This is a genomic window from Mycobacterium xenopi (assembly GCF_009936235.1).
GTDB lineage: Bacteria > Actinomycetota > Actinomycetes > Mycobacteriales > Mycobacteriaceae > Mycobacterium > Mycobacterium xenopi.
Genome location: NZ_AP022314.1, coordinates 3,044,812 through 3,064,481 on the forward strand (window position 1 = coordinate 3,044,812; position 19,670 = coordinate 3,064,481).

Annotated in this window: 17 protein-coding genes and 2 pseudogenes; 7 read left to right on the plus strand and 12 right to left on the minus strand. The window is 68.2% G+C overall.

The features are described from left to right. Positions 1-17 precede the first annotated feature (17 nt). The 5 genes and pseudogenes from MYXE_RS14170 to MYXE_RS14190 form a co-directional block, all read right to left on the minus strand. Positions 18-814, minus strand: a pseudogene (locus tag MYXE_RS14170) (shikimate dehydrogenase). After that, positions 801-2,048: an endolytic transglycosylase MltG gene (mltG, locus tag MYXE_RS14175; RefSeq protein WP_085198658.1), complete on the minus strand. Its 1,248-nt coding sequence runs from the start codon at positions 2,046-2,048 to the stop codon at positions 801-803. The pseudogene MYXE_RS14170 and the gene mltG overlap by 14 nt, the downstream one beginning before the upstream one ends. Next, positions 2,041-2,541: a Holliday junction resolvase RuvX gene (ruvX, locus tag MYXE_RS14180; protein ID WP_003920021.1), complete on the minus strand. Its 501-nt coding sequence runs from the start codon at positions 2,539-2,541 to the stop codon at positions 2,041-2,043. The genes mltG and ruvX overlap by 8 nt, the downstream gene beginning before the upstream one ends. Beyond that, positions 2,542-5,235, minus strand: a complete 2,694-nt coding sequence (alaS, locus tag MYXE_RS14185) for an alanine--tRNA ligase (protein ID WP_003920020.1) — start codon at positions 5,233-5,235, stop codon at positions 2,542-2,544. It abuts the gene before it with no gap. A gap of 118 nt (positions 5,236-5,353) precedes the next feature. Next, positions 5,354-5,743 carry a secondary thiamine-phosphate synthase enzyme YjbQ gene (locus MYXE_RS14190; RefSeq protein WP_003920019.1) on the minus strand — a complete coding sequence of 130 codons (390 nt, stop codon included), beginning with the start codon at positions 5,741-5,743 and terminating at the stop codon, positions 5,354-5,356. 153 nt (positions 5,744-5,896) lie between these two features. Here MYXE_RS14190 and MYXE_RS14195 point away from each other — a divergent pair, with 153 nt between their 5' ends. Next, the gene (locus MYXE_RS14195) at positions 5,897-6,517 is read left to right on the plus strand and encodes an antibiotic biosynthesis monooxygenase (RefSeq protein ID WP_085198542.1); all 621 of its coding nucleotides are present in this window, start codon (positions 5,897-5,899) and stop codon (positions 6,515-6,517) included. A gap of 201 nt (positions 6,518-6,718) precedes the next feature. Continuing rightward, on the plus strand, positions 6,719-7,339 hold the full coding sequence (locus tag MYXE_RS14200; protein ID WP_003920017.1) for a hypothetical protein: 621 nt from the start codon (positions 6,719-6,721) through the stop codon (positions 7,337-7,339). Here the strand turns inward: MYXE_RS14200 and MYXE_RS14205 are convergent, their stop codons facing one another. Together MYXE_RS14205 and MYXE_RS14210 are read right to left on the minus strand one after the other, a co-directional pair. Then, a complete protein-coding gene (locus MYXE_RS14205) occupies positions 7,340-7,675 on the minus strand; it encodes a hypothetical protein (RefSeq protein WP_085198544.1) in 336 nt (111 codons plus the stop codon). Next, on the minus strand, positions 7,672-9,015 hold the full coding sequence (locus tag MYXE_RS14210; protein WP_085198546.1) for a replication-associated recombination protein A: 1,344 nt from the start codon (positions 9,013-9,015) through the stop codon (positions 7,672-7,674). The genes MYXE_RS14205 and MYXE_RS14210 overlap by 4 nt, the downstream gene beginning before the upstream one ends. A 110-nt stretch (positions 9,016-9,125) precedes the next feature. On the opposite strand from MYXE_RS14210, the gene MYXE_RS14215 reads away from it, so the two are divergent. The 3 genes from MYXE_RS14215 to MYXE_RS14225 are packed head-to-tail and all read left to right on the plus strand — an operon-like array spanning position 9,126 to position 11,204. Then, the gene (locus MYXE_RS14215) at positions 9,126-9,917 is read left to right on the plus strand and encodes an SDR family NAD(P)-dependent oxidoreductase (RefSeq protein ID WP_085198660.1); all 792 of its coding nucleotides are present in this window, start codon (positions 9,126-9,128) and stop codon (positions 9,915-9,917) included. Positions 9,918-9,942: 25 nt separating this feature from the next. Then, positions 9,943-10,428, plus strand: a complete 486-nt coding sequence (locus tag MYXE_RS14220; RefSeq protein ID WP_003920013.1) for a nuclear transport factor 2 family protein — start codon at positions 9,943-9,945, stop codon at positions 10,426-10,428. After that, positions 10,425-11,204: an SDR family NAD(P)-dependent oxidoreductase gene (locus MYXE_RS14225; RefSeq protein WP_003920012.1), complete on the plus strand. Its 780-nt coding sequence runs from the start codon at positions 10,425-10,427 to the stop codon at positions 11,202-11,204. Before MYXE_RS14220 ends, MYXE_RS14225 begins: the two co-directional genes overlap by 4 nt. A 10-nt stretch (positions 11,205-11,214) precedes the next feature. On the opposite strand, the gene MYXE_RS14230 is transcribed toward MYXE_RS14225, so the two are convergent. From MYXE_RS14230 to MYXE_RS14240, 3 genes are read right to left on the minus strand one after another with little or no spacing between them, the layout of a single operon-like run. Continuing rightward, positions 11,215-12,243, minus strand: coding sequence for a zinc-binding metallopeptidase family protein (locus MYXE_RS14230; RefSeq protein WP_003920011.1), 1,029 nt, complete (start codon positions 12,241-12,243; stop codon positions 11,215-11,217). Further along, complete coding sequence (locus tag MYXE_RS14235) at positions 12,236-13,147, minus strand: transglutaminase family protein (RefSeq protein ID WP_085198548.1); 912 nt, start codon at positions 13,145-13,147, stop codon at positions 12,236-12,238. Before MYXE_RS14235 ends, MYXE_RS14230 begins: the two co-directional genes overlap by 8 nt. Next, on the minus strand, positions 13,144-15,786 hold the full coding sequence (locus tag MYXE_RS14240; protein ID WP_085198550.1) for a circularly permuted type 2 ATP-grasp protein: 2,643 nt from the start codon (positions 15,784-15,786) through the stop codon (positions 13,144-13,146). The genes MYXE_RS14235 and MYXE_RS14240 overlap by 4 nt, the downstream gene beginning before the upstream one ends. A 458-nt stretch (positions 15,787-16,244) precedes the next feature. On the opposite strand from MYXE_RS14240, the gene MYXE_RS14245 reads away from it, so the two are divergent. Then, positions 16,245-16,688, plus strand: a complete 444-nt coding sequence (locus MYXE_RS14245; protein WP_003920008.1) for a transglycosylase family protein — start codon at positions 16,245-16,247, stop codon at positions 16,686-16,688. A gap of 65 nt (positions 16,689-16,753) precedes the next feature. Here the strand turns inward: MYXE_RS14245 and MYXE_RS24580 are convergent. Both MYXE_RS24580 and aspS read right to left on the minus strand, forming a co-directional pair. Continuing rightward, a pseudogene (locus MYXE_RS24580) lies at positions 16,754-16,926 on the minus strand (PNPOx family protein); the annotation flags it as partial. Positions 16,927-16,931: 5 nt separating this feature from the next. Beyond that, positions 16,932-18,707 carry an aspartate--tRNA ligase gene (aspS, locus tag MYXE_RS14255; RefSeq protein WP_003920007.1) on the minus strand — a complete coding sequence of 592 codons (1,776 nt, stop codon included), beginning with the start codon at positions 18,705-18,707 and terminating at the stop codon, positions 16,932-16,934. Between the two features lie 72 nt (positions 18,708-18,779). On the opposite strand from aspS, the gene MYXE_RS14260 reads away from it, so the two are divergent. Next, a complete protein-coding gene (locus MYXE_RS14260; protein WP_169714222.1) occupies positions 18,780-19,667 on the plus strand; it encodes an oxidoreductase in 888 nt (295 codons plus the stop codon). The last annotated feature ends 3 nt before the right edge of the window (positions 19,668-19,670 follow it).

Here is a 19,670-nt window from a genome sequence, read left to right on the forward strand (position 1 = left end):
TCCGCATGCGCGGGACGTTATTGCAAAGCGGCCGCCATGGCCTCCCGCGGCGCCGGCAGCCCTGTGAATTGTTCGACTTGCGCGAACGCCTGGTGCAGCAGCATCTGCAGTCCGCCGATCACCCGGCCGCCAGCCGCGGCCACTGCGGCGGCCAGCCGTGGGGCCACGGGTCGTAGACGACATCAAGCAACACTGGGACACCCGCCAGCGCCTCGGCGTACCGCGCCGCCACCTCGGCGGGAATCGTGCTGACCAGCACGCCGGCGTCGGCCGCTTCCGCGGCCAGAGCAGCACTGTCCAAATCGCAGAAGCGTGTTGCGACCCCGAGCCGGTTGCCCAGGTCGACCAGCCGCGCAACCTTGTTGGCGTTGCGCGCGACGACGGTGAGCCCGTCGACGCCCAGTTCCGCCAACGCCACCACGACCGCCGGCGCGGTGCCACCCGACCCGAGCACCATGGCGTGGCCGCTCACCGCGCCCAGCGCACCCGTCACACCGTCGATGTCGGTGTTGTCGGCGCGCCAGCCACCCGGTGTGCGCACCAGCGTGTTGGCCGAACCCGCCAGCCCGGCGCGCTCGGTGTGCTCGTCGGCGAAGGCCAGCGCGGCGAACTTGCCGGGCATCGTCACCGAAAAGCCCACCCACTCCGGCCCGCAGCCGCCGACCACGCGGGGCAACTCGTCGGCGTCGCATTCGATGCGCTCGTAGGTCCAGTCGTGCAACCCCAACGCGCGGTAGGCGGCCAGGTGCAGCTGCGGGGACCGCGAATGCGCGACCGGCGAGCCGAGGATTGCCGCTTTTCTACCGCGCGGAATCGAGGACACCGTTGTGCCTGGCCAGCTCGATGTTTGCCAGATGCTGCTGGTAGTCGCGGGTGAACAGGGTGGTGCCCTGCGAATCGATGGTCACGAAATACAGCCAGTCCCCGGGCTGCGGATGCTCGGCCGCGCGCAGCGCATCCACACCCGGTGAACAGATCGGGGTGGCTGGCACCCCTTCCGACACGTAGGTGTTCCACGGGGTGGGCTGCGCGCGGTCGGCGTCGGTGGTGGCCACCTCGCGGCGGTCCAGCGGATAGTTCACCGTCGAATCGAACTCGAGCGTGCGGTGCTCACGCAGGCGGTTGTAGATGACCTGGGCGACCTTCGGGAAATCCTCCGGCTTGGATTCGCGTTGCACCAGCGACGCCACCACCAGCACGTCGTAGGGCGACAGGCTCAGCGAGGTGGCGGTGTCGAGCAGATCCGAACGAACGTACATCTCGGCGCTTGCGTTGATCAGCGTCGACAAGATCGATTCGGCGGAGCCCGACGGGTTGACGTTGAAGGTGCCCGGCGCGATCAGGCCCTCGATGCGCCGGTGGTCATTGCCCATCGCGGTGACGGGCTCGGTCGCCCAGTCCGGCACCGACAGGGCCGCCAGCGGATGTACCCGGGCGGCCGCGTTGCGCAGGTCGGGCACCGACACGCAATGCACGGTGCCGTCGAGATCGACGCAGGTGGCGCGGGAGATCAGCGTGAGAATCCCCGGAGTCACCGCGTTGGTTTTCATATCGGTGGTGTCGTCGAGCTGACGTCCCTCCGGGATCACCAGCTTGCCGACCCGGTTGTGGGGGTCGGCGAGGCGCTGCACCGCTGACTTGGCCGGGATCTCGGTGCGCATCCGGTAGTAGCCCGGCTGGATCGCCGAGATCGCGCTGTTGCCGTGCGCGGCGTCGACGAAGGCCCGCACGGTGCGGACCACGCCGTGGTTGAACAGCGTCTCACCGACCGCCGTGGTCGAATCGCCGTCGTGGACCTGGATGACGATGTCACGCTTGCCGCTGCCGGTGTAGTCGTTGTCGGGGCCGAACACGGTGTGCCACAGCCTGGAACCCACGAAGACGGCGGCCACGACAACCACGACGAGCACGCCGACCGCCAACCCGCCGATGAAACGCCGGCGACGACGGTGGCGCAGTGCGCGGATGCGCTCGACACGGGTCCGACGACGCCGGTGCGGTCCGACCGCCGTCGGCTGGGCGCGGCTGCGCTGGGTGCCCTCAGCCACCGCCGACCTGCCCGCCAAGCGTGGCACGGCGCTGGTCGAGCCAGCCCTGCAGAATCGCCACCGCCGCGGCCTGATCGATCACCGCGCGCTGGCTTTTGGCGCTGATGCCCGCCGCGCGCAGCGACCGCTGCGCGCTCACCGTGGTCAGCCGCTCGTCGGCCAGCCGCACCGGGATGGGCGCGATCCGGCGGGCCAGCGCGTCGGCCAGCCCGATCGCGTCCCGGGCCGACGCACCGGTCCGGTCGGCCAAGGTCCGGGGCAGCCCGACGATCACCTCCACGGCGCCCAGTTCGGCGGCGAGTTCGGCCAGCCGGCGTACATGGGCGCCGGAGCGGTCGCGGCGCACCGTTTCCACCGGAGTGGCGAGGATGCCGTCGGGATCGCTGCTGGCCACCCCGATGCGCACACTGCCGACATCGACGCCCAGCCGGCGGCCCCGGCCGGGGTCGTCCCCGCCGGGCCGATCGGGCAGCCGGTGCTCCAGCGACGTCACTCAGCCGACCCGCGCTATCTGTGCACGCACCGCGTCGAGTGCCGCGTCGATGCCGGACGGGTTTTTGCCCGAACCCTGGGCGAGGTCGGGCTTGCCCCCGCCGCGACCGTCGACGGCCGCGGATAGCGGCTTGATCAAATCGTCGGCGCGCAGGCCGAGATCCTGGGCGGCGGTGTTGGTCGCCACCGCGTAGGGAACGGTGTTGCCGTCGCCGGCGGCGATCAACGCCACCACCGCGGCCTCGTTGCCGAGCTTGCCGCGGATGTCGCCGGCCAGCGACCGCAAGTCGGCGGCCGTCATCTCGCTGGACATCCGCTGCGCCACCACCCGCACATTACCGATGCGCTCCGCGCCGGCGGCGGCGTTGGCCGCGGCCGCCCGCGCGCTGGCCAGCCGCATTCGTTCGAGCTCCTTCTCGGCGGCCTTGAGCCTTTCCACGAGGTTGGCCACCCGGGCCGGCACCTCCTCCGACGGCACCTTCAGCGTCGCGGCCAGCCCGGCCATCAGCGCACGCTCCTTGGCCAGGTGGCGGAAGGATTCCAGCCCGACGTAGGCCTCGACCCGGCGCACCCCGGAGCCGACCGACGACTCGCCGAGAATCGTGACCGGGCCGATCTGCGCCGAGTTGTGCACATGGGTGCCCCCGCAGAGCTCCAGTGAGAACGGTCCGCCGATCTCGACGACCCGCACGATCTCCGGGTAACGCTCGCCGAAGAGCGCCAGCGCCCCCATCGCCTTGGCCTTGTCGAGCTGTTCGGTAAACGTGTGCACCTCGTAGTCGGCCTGCACCGCCTGGTTGGTGACTTCTTCGACCTGGCCCAGCTGCTCTTCGGTCAACGGGCCCTGCCAGTTGAAGTCGAAGCGCAGATACCCCGGCCGGTTCAACGATCCGGCCTGAACAGCGTTGGGCCCCAACACTTGTCGCAGCGCGGCATGCACCATGTGGGTGCCCGAGTGGCCTTGGGTGGCGCCTTTGCGCCATTCGGGGTCCACCGCCGCGATGACGGTGTCGCCTTCCACGAATTCGCCGGACTCGACGTTGACGCGGTGCACCCACAGGGTGTGTGCGATCTTCTGCACGTCGGTGACGGCCGCCCGGGCGCTTTCGCTGGCGCCAGTGCCGGTGATGCTGCCGGCGTCGGCGAGCTGCCCCCCGGACTCCGCGTAAAGCGGGGTGCGGTCCAGCACGAGTTCGACGCGGTGCGCGCCATCGGTGCTGTGCGAAACCACCGGAACCCTTCTGCCGTCGACGAAGATGCCTAAAATCCTTGCCTCGGAAGTTAATTCGTCGAACCCGGTGAACTCGGTGGGCCCGGCGTCGACCAGTTCGCGGTAGGCGGAGAGGTCGGCGTGCGCGTGTTTGCGCGCCGCGGCGTCGGCCTTGGCGCGGCGGCGCTGCTCGGCCATCAGCTCGCGGAAGCCCCGCTCGTCGACCTGCAGGCCCGCTTCGGCAGCCATCTCCAGCGTGAGGTCGATCGGGAACCCGTAGGTGTCGTGCAGGGTGAACGCATCCGAGCCGGACAGCACAGTCGAACCCGAGGCCTTGGTGGCGCTGGCCACCTCCTCGAACAGCCGCGACCCAGACGCCAGGGTGCGGTTGAACGCGGTCTCCTCGGCGACCGCGATACGGTGGATACGCTCGAAGTCGCTGACCAGCTCGGGATACGACGGGCCCATCGCGTCGCGCACGGTGGCCATCAGCTCGCCGACGATCGGGCCCTCGATGCCCAATAGTTTGGCCGAGCGGATCACCCGGCGCAGCAGCCGGCGCAGCACGTAGCCGCGCCCGTCATTGCCGGGGCTGACCCCGTCGCCGATCAGGATCGCCGCGGTGCGGCTGTGGTCGGCGATGACGCGGTAGCGCACGTCATCTTCGGGGGTGCCGTGGTTGCCATATGGCCGCGGAGCGCGCGCGGCGACCGTGTCGATGACGGGCCGCAGCAGGTCGGTCTCATAGACATTGGGCACGCCCTGCAGCACGCACGCGACGCGCTCCACACCCATGCCGGTGTCGATGTTCTTGCGCGGCAACGAGCCGATGATCTCGAACTCGTCCTTGGTGCCCTCACCACGCTCGCTTTCCATGAACACCAGATTCCACAGCTCGATGTAGCGATCCTCGCTGACCACCGGACCGCCTTCCGGGCCGAACTCCGGCCCGCGGTCGTAGTAGATCTCCGACGACGGGCCACACGGGCCGGGGATGCCCATCGACCAGAAGTTGTCGCCCATGCCACGGCGCTGGATGCGCTCCGGCGGCAGCCCCGCCACCTCCTGCCACAGCTGGGCCGCCTCGTCGTCCTCGAGATATACTGTGGCCCAAATCTTTTCAGGTTCTAACCCGTATCCCCCGTCTTCGACGGGATTGGTCAGCAACTTCCAGGCCAGCTCGATCGCGCCGCGCTTGAAATAGTCGCCGAACGAGAAATTGCCGGCCATCTGGAAAAACGTGTTGTGCCGGGTGGTGACACCGACCTCGTCGATATCGGGTGTGCGGATGCATTTTTGGATGCTGGTGGCGGTCGGGTACGGCGGTGTTTGCTGCCCCAGGAAGTACGGCACGAACTGGACCATGCCCGCGTTGACGAACAGCAAGTTGGGGTCGTCGAGGATCACCGAGGCGCTCGGCACCTCGGTGTGGCCCGCCTTCACAAAGTGATCAAGAAACCGCTTCCTGATCTCGTGTGTCCGCACTCTTCCGCTTCCTTTTGCCGCCGCTGCACGGCCTCATTTTCGACCGCATTACCCTACCGGGCCGGTTACCCGTGCTGAACAGCTAACGAACCGTGGCGCCCGGTGGTGCCGAGACCCGTCATCCGTCGACGAAGCTCAGCCGGACCTTCCGCCGCGGGTTGTCCCGGTTGAGGTCGACCAGGACCACGCTTTGCCAGGTGCCCAGCAACGGTGCGCCGTCCTGCACCGGCACCGTCACCGAGGGGGCAACGATCGCGGGCAGCAGGTGATCTGCGCCGTGGCCTTTGGATCCGTGCGCGTGCCGGTAGCGGTCGTCTCGGGGCAGCAACCGCTCCAAGGTGTCGACGAGGTCGTCGTCGGAGCCCGAGCCGGTTTCGATGATCGCCACACCCGCCGTCGCGTGCGGGACGAACACGTTGCACAGGCCATCCCGGTGACCGCCACAGAACGAGCGCACCGCGCCGGTGAGATCTACGACCCGGCGACGCGCGGTGTCAACTTCCAGCACATTGGTATCCACGAGCCCCAGACTACGAGCCGGGCGGACATAGCTGCCAATGCCCGGCAAACCCATTGCCACGCTTACCCGGTGAGAGGAAAGTAATACGTGCACCGGTGGCGCCACCGGGGCGCCACCACCGGATAGGTGAGGGGGTGGATCGTGTACGCACGCTCTACCACTATCCAGGCGCAGCCTTCGTCAATCGACGCCGGGATTGCGCATATTCGCGACGAGGTGATGCCCGCGTTGCAGGCCATCGACGGATGCGTCGGGGTATCCCTGTTGGTCGACCGGCAGTCCGGCAGATGTATCGCCACTAGCGCGTGGGAAAGCGACGAGGCGATGCATGCCAGCGCCGAGCGGATCCAGCCGATTCGCGACCGGGCCGCGCAGATGTTCGGGGGCCCCGCGACGGTCGAGGAGTGGGAGATCGCGACCCTGCATCGCGACCATCGCTCACGCGAGGGCGCATGCGCGCGGGTGACCTGGGTCAGGGGCGATCCGGCCCGGATGGATCAAAACGTCGAATACTACAAATCGGCCGTGCTACCCGATCTGGAGAACCTCGAAGGATTCTGCAGCGCCAGCCTTTTGATCAACCGCGCATCAGGGCGAGCGGTCTCTTGTGCGACGTTCGACAGCCGCGACGCGATGGAGCGCAACAGGGAGCAGTCGAGGTCTTTGAAGGAGGCCAAGATCAAAGAAGCGGGCGTTGAGGAACTCGACGAGTGCGAGTTCGAGCTAGCGCTCGCTCATCTGCGGGTGCCTGAGCTGGTCTGATCGACGCTAAGGCGCAGGCTGGCCGAACCGGGCGGGCGGTTTTCGGCCAGTGCGGATTTCGTGCGCCCTGCCGGTCTTCGGCCACCGCCCGGGGATTCACCGATCCTCGGCGAACCCATTGCGGGGGTCACCGGGGTGGAGCAAAGTTGAGTGCACCGGTGGCGCCGTCGGGGCGCTGCTCCGAACGAGGAGGGTCGGATCGTGTACGCGCGCTCTACCACTATCGAGGCGCAACCGTCGTTGATCGACACGGGGATTGCGCACGTTCGCGATGTGGTCATGCCGAGGCTCATGGAGATCGACGGATGCGTGGGGATGTCGCTGCTGGTGGACCGGGAGTCCGGCCGCTGCATCGCGACCAGCGCATGGCAGACCCGGGAGGCGATGCATGCCAGCGCCGAGCAGGTGCGGCCAGTGCGTGACCGGGCGGCGCAGGCCTTCGGGGGCAGTCCGACCGTCGACGAATGGGAGATCGCGGTCTTGCACCGCGACCACCGCTCGGGGCCGGGCGCGTGCGTGCGGGCGACCTGGCTCAAGGTGCGCCCCGACCAGTTCGACCGGGCCATCGCGTTCTACCGGGAATCGGTGCTGCCCGACATCGAGAAGCTCGAGGGGTTCTGCAGCGCCAGCCTGATGCTCGACCGCACCTCCTGGCGTGCCGTGGCGTCGTCGACGTTCGACAGCATGGAGGCGATGCAGCGCAACAGGGATCAGGCCCGCTCGATTCGCACCAACGGGCTTCGCGACCTGGGCGCCGACCAGCTCGACGTCGGCGAGTTCGAGCTCGCGATCGCCCAGCTGCGGGTGCCCGAGCTGGTCTGACTACGGCAGCGCATCACCGGGGAAACCCCGACACGGGTGCACCTCGAACGTGAAGACCCCGGCTTGTACGCCGGGGTCTTCGTTCATAACGGCGATGGTGTCGTCGACGGTCCCGGTGGACACGCCGACCCCGCAGACCTCGGAGCCGTCCGTGATCGGAAGCACCACCGCCAGCACGCCCTCGTGGCGAAGCGCGAAGTTTCGCCGGCCGTGTTCCCAGATGATCGCCGGGGTGTTCGCGCTGCCGAAGTCCGGTCCACGCTTGAGGATCACGACGCTGTAAGGCTTGGGGGCGGACAGCAACTCGTTCATCTCGTCGTCGGTGAACGTCTTCATGACCGTCCTTCCCCTTGCCCGCGGATGATCGCCCGCAGCCGCTGCAGACGGCCGCCGATTTCGCGTTCCCGGCCGTGCCCGGTCGGGTGGTAATAGTCCACGCCGACCAGTTCATCGGGTGGATATTGTTGCGCGACAACACCATCGGGGTGGTCGTGGGAATATTTGTACCCCACCGCGTTGCCCAGCGCCGCCGCGCCCGAGTAGTGGCCGTCGCGCAGATGGGCCGGCACCAGCCCGGCCTTGCCCGCGTGGATGTCGGCCATCGCCGCACCCAGCGCGGTGGTCACCGCGTTGGACTTGGGCGCGGTGGCCAGGTGCACGGTGGCGTGCGCGAGTGTCAGCTGGGCTTCGGGCATGCCGATCAGCTGCACGGTGTGCGCGGCGGCGACCGCGGTCTGCAGGGCGGTGGGATCGGCCATCCCGATGTCCTCGCTGGCCAGGATCATCAGCCGGCGCGCGATGAACCGCGGGTCCTCGCCGGCGACCAGCATCCGCGCCAGGTAGTGCAGCGCGGCGTCGACGTCGGAGCCACGCACCGACTTGATGAACGCGCTGATCACGTCGTAGTGCTGATCGCCGTCGCGGTCGTAGCGCACGGCCGCCTTATCCAAGGAGCGTTCGATGGCCTCGACGGTGACCGGGTTGGCGGCCTCGGCGGCCACCTCCAGCGCGGTCAGCGCGCGCCGCGCGTCGCCGGCGGCCAGCCGCACCAATAACTCGACGGCGTCGGGGTCAACGGGCACCCGCCCGGCCAGGCCGCGCGGGTCGTCGATCGCGCGCTGGACCACCGTGCGCACGTCGTCGGCGGTTAGCGGGCGCAGCTGCAGGATCAGCGACCGCGACAGCAGCGGCGCCACGACCGAAAACGACGGGTTTTCGGTGGTCGCGGCCACCAGCAGCACCACCCGGTTCTCCACCGCTGACAGCAGCGCGTCCTGCTGGGTCTTGGAGAACCGGTGCACTTCGTCGATGAACAGCACGGTTTGTTCACCGTGGGCGGCGGCCTTGCGTGCCATCTCGATCACCGCGCGGACCTCCTTGACCCCGGCCGACAGCGCCGAGAGCGCCTCGAAGCGGCGGCCGGTTGCCCGCGAGATCAGCGCGGCGAGCGTCGTTTTGCCGCTGCCCGGTGGCCCGTAGAGGATGACCGACGCCACCCCGGAGCCCTCGATCAGGCGGCGCAGCGGCGACCCGGGTCGCAGCAGATGGTCCTGGCCGACCAGCTCGCCGATTGTGGCCGGGCGCATCCGTACGGCCAGCGGTGCCGCGGCCGAAGCAGCGGGGTCGCGGTCGGTGAAGCTGGGCGTACCGGGCAGGTCGAAGAGACCGTCGGACACGGTCTCAGGTTAACCACCGGCGGCGTCGAGGGGGCTGGGCTTTTGCGCGCCGGCTCCCGATGAACGGGACCGGGCATCAGCGGTCCGCGGCGGCGGGTGATGATCGACGGGTGACGAATCTTGCCGGGTACGGGCCGTGGGCGGTGATTGCCGGCGGATCAGAAGGCGTCGGCGCCGAATTCGCCCGACAGCTCGCCGGCGCTGGGCTCAACCTCGTGCTGGTGGCGCGCAAACCGGGCCCGCTGGAGACCACCGCGAATGACTGCCGCGGGCGCGGCGTGCAGGTGCGCACGCTCGCGCTGGATCTGGTGCAGCCGGGTGCGGTCGGCGAAATCATCACGGCGACAGGCGATCTCGAAGTGGGATTACTGATTTACAACGCCGGGGCCAACACCTGCAGCGAGCAGTTCCTCGACGCTGACCTGGCCGATTTCCAGCGAGTCATCGACCTCAACATCACCGCGATGCTGGCACTGGTACAGCACTACGGCCGGCCGATGCGCATGCGGCGGCGCGGCGGCATCCTGCTGGTCGGCTCGATGGCGGGATACCTCGGGTCGATGCGGCACACCGTGTACGGCGGGGTGAAGGCGTTTGGTCGCATCTTCGCCGAAAGCCTGTGGCTCGAGCTGCGTGACCACAACGTGCACGTGCTCGAGCTCGTGCTCGGCGTCACCCGCACACAGGCGATGGAGCGGGCCGGGCTAAATTTCGACGTGCCCGGACTGCGGGTCGCCGACCCCCGTGACGTGGCCCGGGAAGGACTCGAGCAGTTGCCGCACGGCCCGGTGTATGTCGCCGGCGGTAACGCCGACGACGTGGCGCGCCGCAACCGCCCGGACCGGGCGAAAGTCGTGCTGGGCACTCACCGGGTGATGCAGCAGCTGCTGGGCGCCGACTAAGACCCTGACCTTTGTAGGAGTCACGATGGCCGACGATCGCCTCACCGAACTCGAGCGACGCTTGCAGACAATCGAAGACGAACGCGCGATCGAACGATTGATCGCGTCCTACGGCCCGTTGGTCGATGCGGGTCAATCCGAGGCGGCGGCCCAATTGTGGTCCCCCGACGGCGTTTACGATGTCGAAGGCTGGGCGATGAACAGCCGCGACGACGTTGCGGCGATGGTTGCCTCCGATGCGCATCAGGGTTTGATCCGCCGGGGCGCCGCGCACTTTCTGGGCCCGGCCGTGGTCACCGTTGACGGCGACAAGGCCGTCGCGGTGTGCGAATCGCTACTTGTGGTGCACCGCGACGGCGGATACACCGTGTGGCGGGCCGGCGCCAACCACTTTGAGTTGCGACGCATCGATCACCGCTGGCAGATCACCGCCCGCGTGACCCGGCCGTTGGACGGGGGCGCGCAGGCGCGTGAGCTGCTCACCGCCGGCGTGGCCGGGAGCCCCCGGTGAGCGGGACGCTGGCGGGCAAGGTCGCGTTGGTAACCGGAGCCGGGGCCGGCATCGGGGAAGGCATCGCCCGCCGCTTCGCCGCCGAAGGCGCCCGCATCGTGGTAGCCGAAATCGACGCGGCCGCAGGCCAAGCCGTCGCACGCGACATTGGCGGGGTGTTCGTCGGCACCGATGTCGCCAACCGTTCGGAGGTCGAAAACGCGGTGCAGACAGCGCTTTCCGAATACGGGTCGATCGACATCGTCGTCAACAACGCCTGGGGTGGCGGCAAGATCGGCCGCGTCGAGAACAAGACCGACGAGCAGCTGGCACACGGCATCGCGGTCGGCTACTACGGCCCATACTGGGCGATGCGCGCCGCGTTTCCCCATATGAAGGCGCGGGGCTGGGGCCGTGTGATCAACATGTGCAGCCTCAACGGCGTCAACGCCCACATGGGAACACTGGAATACAACGCCGCCAAAGAAGCGCTTCGCGCCCTGACCCGCACCGCCGCGCGGGAATGGGCACCCACCGGCGTCACCGTCAACGCGATCTGCCCGGCGGCGAAGAGCCAAGCGTTCTTTCAGGCCATCGGGCAATACCCGCAGCTGGAGGCGATGGCCGATGCGGCCAACCCGATGGGCCGCCTCGGCGACCCGTACGAAGACATCGCGCCGGTCGCGGTGTTTCTGGCCAGCGAAGGCTGCCGGTACCTGACCGGGAACACACTGTTCGTCGACGGCGGAAGCCACATCAACGGCGTCGCGTGGGCACCCGACCTCGACGCGGACTAACGCCGGTGGCTTACCCGGTGCGGGTCACCTCGTCGATGACGGTGTGGATGAAACCCATCTTGTCCAGCACGGCGGCCGGCAGCACGAACGGGTAGAGATCGTCGTGTCCCATCGAGCGGTTCACCATGTTCAGCGACCACGACAGCGGCAGCCACATTTCGATGATCTTCCGGAAAGCGCTGGGCCCCAGCGGGGGACGCTCGAACGTGGCCGCGGCCGGGGCAAGCCCGCAAGAAGCCGAAGTGTCCAACGCGTCGCGGATGTGCAAGTAGTGGGCGAAGGTTTCGGCCCAATCCTCGCTCGGGTGCATGGTGGCATACGACGACACGAAGCGCTGCTCCCAGCCCGCGGGCGCACCCTCGCGGTAATGTCGATCCAGCGCGGCCTGGTAGTCGGCGTCAGGGTCGCCGAACAGCTCGCGAAACCGGGCCAGGTAACCCGGTGACGTGTCGATCAGCCGGTAGAAGTAGTAGTGGCCGATCTCGTGGCGGAAGTGCCCGAGCAGCGTGCGGTACGGCTCGCCCATCTCGACGCGTAGCTGTTCCCGGTGCACGTCGTCGCCCTCGGCCAAATCCAGTGTGATGACGCCGTTGTGGTGTCCGGTCATCACCTGCTGGTGTGCGCTGGAGAGCAGGTCGAACGCCAGCCCGTAGTCGGGGTCGCGATCGCGCCCGATGATCGGCAGCTTCAACTCGTAGAGCTCGACGATCAGCCGTCGTTTGGCCCGCTCGGCGCGCGCAAAGGCGGCCAGCGCCTTGGTGTCGGAGTCGTTGGGTCGACAACGGGTCAGCTTGCAGGAAGCGCAAAGCCCGCCCTCCTTGACGGGCACCAACCAATTGCATTCCGCCAGATGCATATTGGCGCACAGCTGGTATTCGGTGGCGCTGACGGTTCCGGCGTGACCGCGCTGGGAGCCGTTGGTGATCACCAGCAACGCCATGTCGGGGAGCGAAAAGCCCAGCGCGGAACCGCACGACAAACACACCGAGTTCTCGAATGTCAAGCGCTGACCGCAGTTGGGGCACACGAAGTCACGCATGCAACACTCCCCCGGCGCAGGGCACCACGTCGACGGCGACGTCGATCTCGCTGTTTTCGGAGTTGGTGTAGATGATGCCGCGCAGCGGGGGCACATCGGCGTAGTCGCGACCCTGGCCCACCACGATGTAACGTTCGTCGACCATCTGGTTGTTGGTGGGATCCATTCCCAGCCAACGATTTTCCGGCGTCCACACCTCCACCCAGGCGTGGGTGGCGTCGATGCCGACCATGCGTTCCTTGCCCGGCGGCGGGTCGGTGGCCAGATAACCCGACACATAGCGCGCGGCAAGGCCGTTGGCCCGCAGGCAAGCGATCGCCAGCCGGGTGAAGTCCTGGCACACCCCCTCGCGCGCCACCAGCATCTCGTGGACCCCGGTGGACACCGTCGTCGCGCCGGAGCGGTAGGTGAAGTCCGCGTGGATGCGTGAGCTCAGCTCGCGCAGCACGTCGATCAACCGACGCCGCGGAGCAAAGCTCGGGGCGGCATAGTCACGTACCTCGTCGGTGATCTGCGGCGGATCCAGGTCGAGGGTGAACTCGATGGCCAGTGCGCCGTCCGGCGCCGTAGGGCGGGCGTCCTCCCACGGTGCCCACGCCGACCCGCTGCCGTACAGCTCGTCAGGCGGCGGATCGACTTCGACGACCGAGTCGCTGGTGACGGTCAGCACCCGGTGCGGCTCGGTGACGTGTAAATAGGAGCTGATGTTGCCGTAGACGTCGCGGCTGAGCGAACTGTCGGCCGGTGGCGGGTCGATGCGCAATTCGTGGGACAGGCAGCGCTGGCCGGGCAGGTCGCGGGGAGTGAGAAAACCGCGCCCGTAGGAGCTGGTGACCACGTCGGAATAGCGGTATTCGGTGCGGTGAGTGACCCGGTAGCGGCGTGGGCCTTCGGGCGAGGTCACGGCGCCATCCGGCGGCGGACTGGCCCGGACAGCGGGTGCATCGCCCCGGGCAGCGAGAGTTGGGTGGCGGTGATGATGCCCGACAGGTCACGCAGCCCGCGGTGTACACCGTCGAGCAGGTCGGTCAGCTCCGTGCGCTCTCCCGCGGCGTTGACGTCCTCCAGGTCGGCCGGGTCCATGCGGCGCAGCCGGGTGCTGAGCTCTTCGACCAGCCGCTCCGCCCGCGACGAGCCCGACGCCCCGGGCAGTGCTTTCAGGTTCGCCCGCAACCGCTCCAGCTGGTAGACCAGCGACCGCGGATTTTCCGCCTCGACGAGCACCAGATCGGCCACAGCGGCCACACTAACGGCGCCCAGGTTGCGCCGAAGATAGATCACCGACGACTCGCAGGCCACCAGGACCGACTCGACGATCAGCTGCTCGGCGGCGCGACTGCGCGCGGTGCCCAGCGTGGCGCGCAGCAGCGCAGTGAGAAACAGGCCGCGCTCGATCCGTTTGCCGATGTCGGTCATGGTCCAGTCGACGTCGCGCACCATCGACTCGGCGGCCACCCCGGACAGGGCCAGCATTCCCGCCAGGGTCAGGGCGTGCGTGGACGCCAGCGCGGTGTCGTCTTCGGGTTGGCCGTTGGGCCGCTGGGCGGCCAGCTGGGCCAGCGCGCGTTCCACGCCGCCGAGCACCATCCACGTGTCGTTGGACATCTGGTCGCGCACCGCCCGGGCGGACAGCCCGAGCCGTTCGACCGACTGGGCCAGCGACCCGGAGCGCTCCCGGTCGACGGTCAGCGACCACAATGTGCGCGGTGTGGCGGCAACGGCCGCGGCGTCGGCACCGTCGGCGCCGGTGATCTGCTGCAGCGCGGCCAGCAGCACCGACACGCATTCGCGCCCTTCGCCGTCGGGCTGGGAGCGGTAGTCGTGGTAGCGGTCGCGGACGATGCTCAGCAGCCGGGCCATGCTTTCGGCGCGTTCGCCGTAGCGGCCCAGCCAGAACAGGTCGGACAGCACCCGCGGTGAGCTGATGCCGCGGGTGCCGGCCGGCGTCGGCGTGGGCCGCTCGGGCGGGGGTGCGGTCACCGTCAGCTCCGCCTGTGCCCGCACCGGCGGACGTACCCAAACATCTTTGGCAGCAACAGTTTTCAGCAGGTAGGCGTCGTTGCCGGGGGCCAGCACGTAGCCCAGGCCGCCCACCATCGGCGCGTAGCCGCCGCGCTGGGACACGGTGAAAAGCCGCAGTCCGACGCTGGCTGCCGCCATCTGATCGGTGGGTGCCGAGGAGAACTGCGGCAGCTCCTGCCCGACCCACTGCCACGGTGTCGCCTCGATGCGCGCGGCCAGCGTGTCGCGCTGCTGCGACGACAGCGCGGGCCCCACGATGGGCCGCCCGCCGGTAGTCGGCTTGATCAGCAGCGACGACAGGTTGGCCAGCAGGTGTGAGCGCTCGGCGTCGATACCGCCCCAATACAGCGGTGCGGTGTGCAGCTGCGGGGTTTCGCCGAGCAGCTGCTCGGCCAGCTCGGGCAAGAACCGCAGCAGCCCAGGGCTTTCCAGGACCCCACTACCGAGTGTGTTGACCACTGTCACCGCGCCGCGGCGCTGCACCTCGACCAGCCCGACCACCCCCAGCTGAGAGTCCGAACGCAGATCCAACGGATCGGCGTAGTCGGCGTCGACTCGGCGCAACACCACGTCGACGCGTTTGAGCGTGCCCAGCGACCGCATCCACAGCGTGCCATCGCGGACCACCAGGTCGGCGCTTTCCACCAGCGGAAAGCCCAGCACCGAGGCCAGGTAGGCCTGGTCGAATGCGGTCTCGGAGTGGATGCCCGGGCTGAGCACGACCACGACCGGGTCCTCGGCGGTCTCGGGCGCGGCCTCGATCAGCGCCAGCCGCAGCGCCTGGGCGAACGGTGCGGTCGGTCGCGGGCCGAATCGCTCGTAGAGGTCGGGGGCAGCGTGCACGATGACACGACGGTCGGCCAGCGCGTAGCCGGCGCCCGACGGTGCCTGCGTCCAGTCGGCGTTGACGAGAAAACCGCCGGACCGGTCCCGGCTGACATCGCAGCCGTGCAGGAACAGTTGGTGGCGGCCGGGTATTTCGATCCCCCGCGCCGCCCGCACGTAACCGGGATGCGCGAACAGCAGCTGGGGCGGCAATACCCCGCTGGTGATGGCCCGCTGCGGCCCGTACAGGTCGACCAGGATCGCGTCGAGCAGCCGGCTGCGTTGGACCACACCGGCTTCCAGCGTGGCCCAGTCCTCGGGCGAGACCAGCAGCGGCAGGCCGTCCAGGCGCCACGGCTGGGGCGCGGCGGTGCCAAGCCCGTCGGGGTCGTGGTGGTCGATCGCAATGTAGGTGATGCCGTCGTGGTCGACGAGGGCGCTCACCGCTTCGCGCAGCCGCTCCAAACCGGCACGTCCCCGCATCCCGACCACCTCGGCGAGCTCCGACCAGCCCGGCCGGATGTCGCCGGAGGCGTCGACGAATTCGTCGTACCCGGTCGCCCCGAAACCCGAACGGTCTGCGCGCAGGTCGAACAGGGCCTCCTGGGTGCGCGCCGCGCGGTAGCCGGCCACCAACCGGTCACGATCGGGTGACGTCGGCCGGGCATCGGGCGACGCCCCTCGCGGCAACGACACCGCCGCACCTCCTGCCCTCTCGGCCCGCGCTGCTGTCCGGCATACCCACAGCCATTATGGGTACGCGCGCACAGCGCGTCCGGGCGCGGCCGGTCGCGACAGATCCCGTTCGCGCCGCAACACGGGCTCACCCTGACCGGACTGCACCACCTCGAGCTGCTCAACCACCCGCAGATCTACGCCAAGCTGCGGGACTGGCTCACCGAGGCGTGACTGGGCGCGGATGCCAGGTATCGTCCGGCTTTGGACCGGCAGACAACTCCAACAACATTCGCAACATCAGTCACTCTAGATATTTTTTGCCTCTTTAAATACCAATTGCCAATCTAATATCTTTTGCATCAGCAAACACAGAATTGACTTTTATTGACTCATAACACCAGGAAATCATCCATCCCGCTAAACAATTTCCGGCACAACTGTTGACAATTTTCACGGCCCTTTGTTACACGTGTTTAATGGCGAATTTCAGCGGAGCGCCGCGAGCGGAAACCCTGCCCAAGACATTCACCAGGGCCGCGGTCATCGTCGTCGCCATCTCGATGTTCACCGATCACACAACGGGCGTGGCCTACGCGGATAGCGTCAACTGGGACGCCGTCGCCGAATGCGAGTCAGGCAGTGACTGGCACGCCGACACCGGCAACGGGCGATACGGCGGCCTGCAATTCAAGCAGTCGACGTGGGACGCCAACGGCGGCGTGGGCTCGCCGGCCGACGCCACCCGCGAGCAGCAGATCGCAGTGGCCGAACGGGTCCTGGCCACTCAGGGACCCGAGGCGTGGCCCAAATGCGGCCCAAACCAAGCCCTGTTCCCGTCGGAAGTGGTCAACATCCTGCGATCCGGCCATCCGGTGCAGTCCGCCCTGAAAAAGCTTTGGTCCAAAGCGATTCCGCATTAGAAGCACTCGACCGCACATGGGTGACTGCGCGCGGGGTGATGTGATCGGCTCGTGATCGACAGCGGCTAATTCACCGGCTGCAGCTCGAAAAGTGCGATCACCCGGCTGGTTTTGGCCTGGCGGTCGGCGAAACTCGGCGCGGCAGCCGCGACTTTGGGAAATATCGCGTCCCGTTCGTCCGGCGGTAATTCGCGGGGCGATCACGGTGCACCCAGGCAGGATGCACGTCCGCACCCGCTGTGGCTACCGTCGATCGCGGTGCTCAGGAACGACGTCGATGCCGGACTCCTTGCGCTGCTGCGCGGTGATCGGCGCGGGCGCCTCGGTCAGCGGGTCGACCCCTCCGCCGGTCTTGGGGAACGCGATGACCTCGCGGATCGAATCCATCCCGGCCAGCAGCGCGGTGATCCGGTCCCACCCGAACGCGATGCCGCCGTGCGGGGGCGCGCCAAACATGAACGCCTCCAGCAAGAACCCGAACTTCTCTTCTGCTTGCACCTTGTCGAGGCCCATCACCGCGAACACCCGCTCTTGGATGTCGCGGCGGTGGATACGAATAGAACCGCCACCGATCTCATGCCCGTTGCAGACGATGTCGTATGCGTCGGCCAGCACCGCCCCGGGATCGGATTCGATGCGGTCCTCCCATTCGGGTTTGGGTGCCGTGAATGCGTGATGCACCGCCGTCCACGCGCCGGTGCCCACGGTCACCTCACCGGCCGCCGTGGCCTCGTCGGCGGGCTCGAACAGCGGCGGGTCCACCACCCAGACGAACGCCCACGCGTTCGGGTCGATCAGGCCCAACCGTTTGGCGATTTCGACGCGGGCAGCGCCGAGCAACGCGCGAGACGACTTCGCCGGGCCTGCCGAAAAGAACACGCAGTCCCCCGGTTTCGCCCCGACGTGGGCGGCCAGACCGGCGCGCTCGGCGTCCGAGAGGTTCTTGGCCACCGGTCCGCTCAGTGTGCCGTCGTTTCCCACCAGCACATAAGCCAATCCCCTGTGGCCACGCTGTTTGGCCCAGTCCTGCCAGCCGTCGAGCGTGCGGCGCGGTTGCGATGCCCCGCCCGGCATCACCACCGCACCGACATACGGCGCCTGAAACACCCGAAAAGGCGTGTCGGCGAAGAACTCTGTGCACTCCACCAGCTCCAGCCCGAACCGCATGTCAGGTTTGTCGGTGCCGTAGCGGCGCATGGCTTCGGCGTAGCTGATCCGCGGAATAGGGGTGGGCAGTTGGTAGCCGATCAGCGCCCACAGCGCCGCCAGGATCTCTTCGGAGATCGCGATCACGTCGTCGGCGCTGACGAAGCTCATCTCCATGTCGAGCTGGGTGAATTCCGGCTGCCGGTCGGCGCGGAAGTCCTCGTCGCGATAACAGCGGGCGATCTGGTAGTAGCGCTCCATCCCGGCGACCATCAACAGCTGCTTGAACAACTGCGGGCTTTGCGGCAGCGCGTAGAACGAACCCGGCTGCAGCCGTGCCGGCACCAAGAAATCGCGGGCACCCTCTGGAGTCGAGCGGGTCAGCGTCGGTGTCTCGATCTCGACGAAGTTGTGCCGGGCCAGTACCTCACGGGCAGCGGCATTTACCTTGGAGCGCAACCGAATCGCCGAGCCCGGCCCGTCGCGGCGCAGGTCGAGGTAGCGGTATTTGAGCCGCAGCTCCTCACCGGCCGGCTCGTCGAGCTGAAACGGTAGCGGCGCGCACTCGCCCAGCACCGTCAGCGACGTCGCGTTGACTTCGACCTCACCGGTGGCCAAGTCGGGATTCTCGTTGCCCCGCGGGCGGATTTCGACCACACCCTCGACGGCCACGCAGAACTCCGCGCGCAACCGGTGCGCCTGCTCCAGGACGTCGGCGGCGCGGAACACCACCTGTGAGATGCCCGAGGCGTCGCGCAGGTCGATGAAGATCACCCCGCCGTGGTCGCGACGGCGCGCCACCCAGCCGGCCAATGTCACCTTCTGCCCGGCGTCGGCGGCGCGCAACGCACCGGCGGCGTGACTGCGCAGCACAAATACTCCCTCGGCGATGCTCGGAAACGACTGCCCAGTGTAGATGGCCGGTGCGGTTGCTAACTTCTGTGCATCACCACACAGATTGCGGTTGTCGGTCCGGGTGCCGTCGGTGCGACGGTCGCAGCGTATCTGCACGCCGCCGGCCATCCGGTGTTGCTGTGCGGGCGCACCGCGCGCGAGCAGATCGAAGTGCGCCCCGACGGTGCGGACCCGATCATCGTGCCCGGGCCGGTGCACACCGATCCGGGCGAGATCACCGGCTGCGTCGACGTCGTCGTGTTTGCCGTGAAAGCCACCCACAACGCTGACGCCGGCGCCTGGCTTGCCCGGCTGTGCGACGAACACACCGTGGTCGTCGTGCTGCAAAACGGCATTGAACAGGTCGAGCAGGTGCACCCGCACTGCCCGTCGTCGGCCGTGGTGCCCGGCATCGTCTGGTTCGGGGCCGAAACCCAGCCGGGCGGCTGGGTGTGGTTACGGAGCGAACCCCGGCTGGTGCTGCCGTCCGGACCCGCCGCCGAAATCATCGCGGAACTGCTGCGCGCCGCCGGTTGCCCGGTGGACTGCGAGCCCGACTTCGTCACCGCGGCCTGGCGCAAGCTGCTGGTGAACGCACTGGCGGGGCTGATGGTGCTGACCGGCCGGAGATCGGGAATGTTTCGCCGCGACGATATCGCGGTCCTGTCACGCTGCTACCTCGCCGAATGCCTGGCCGTCGCCCAAGCCGAAGGGGCGCGCCTGGGTGACGATGTCGTCGACGAGATGCTCGGGCTTTTCCGTCGCGGTCCCGTCGACATGGGCACCTCGATGCTGGCCGACCGGCAAGCGGGCCGAAAGCTGGAGTGGGACATCCGCAACGGGGTGATCGTCCGCAAGGCCCGCGCGCACGGCCTGCCCACACCGATCAGTGACGTGGTCGTGCCCCTACTGGCCGCGGCCAGCGACGGACCCGGCTAGTGT

Excerpts from the sequence above, each read along its gene's own strand:
- MYXE_RS14230 (WP_003920011.1), bottom strand. The coding sequence starts at position 12,243 with ATGCGTGACTTCGTGTGCCCCAACTGCGGTCAGCGCTTGACATTCGAG.
- MYXE_RS14205 (WP_085198544.1), bottom strand. The coding sequence starts at position 7,675 with ATGAAGACGTTCACCGACGACGAGATGAACGAGTTGCTGTCCGCCCCC.
- MYXE_RS14220 (WP_003920013.1), top strand. The coding sequence starts at position 9,943 with ATGGCCGACGATCGCCTCACCGAACTCGAGCGACGCTTGCAGACAATC.
- MYXE_RS14245 (WP_003920008.1), top strand. The coding sequence starts at position 16,245 with ATGGCGAATTTCAGCGGAGCGCCGCGAGCGGAAACCCTGCCCAAGACA.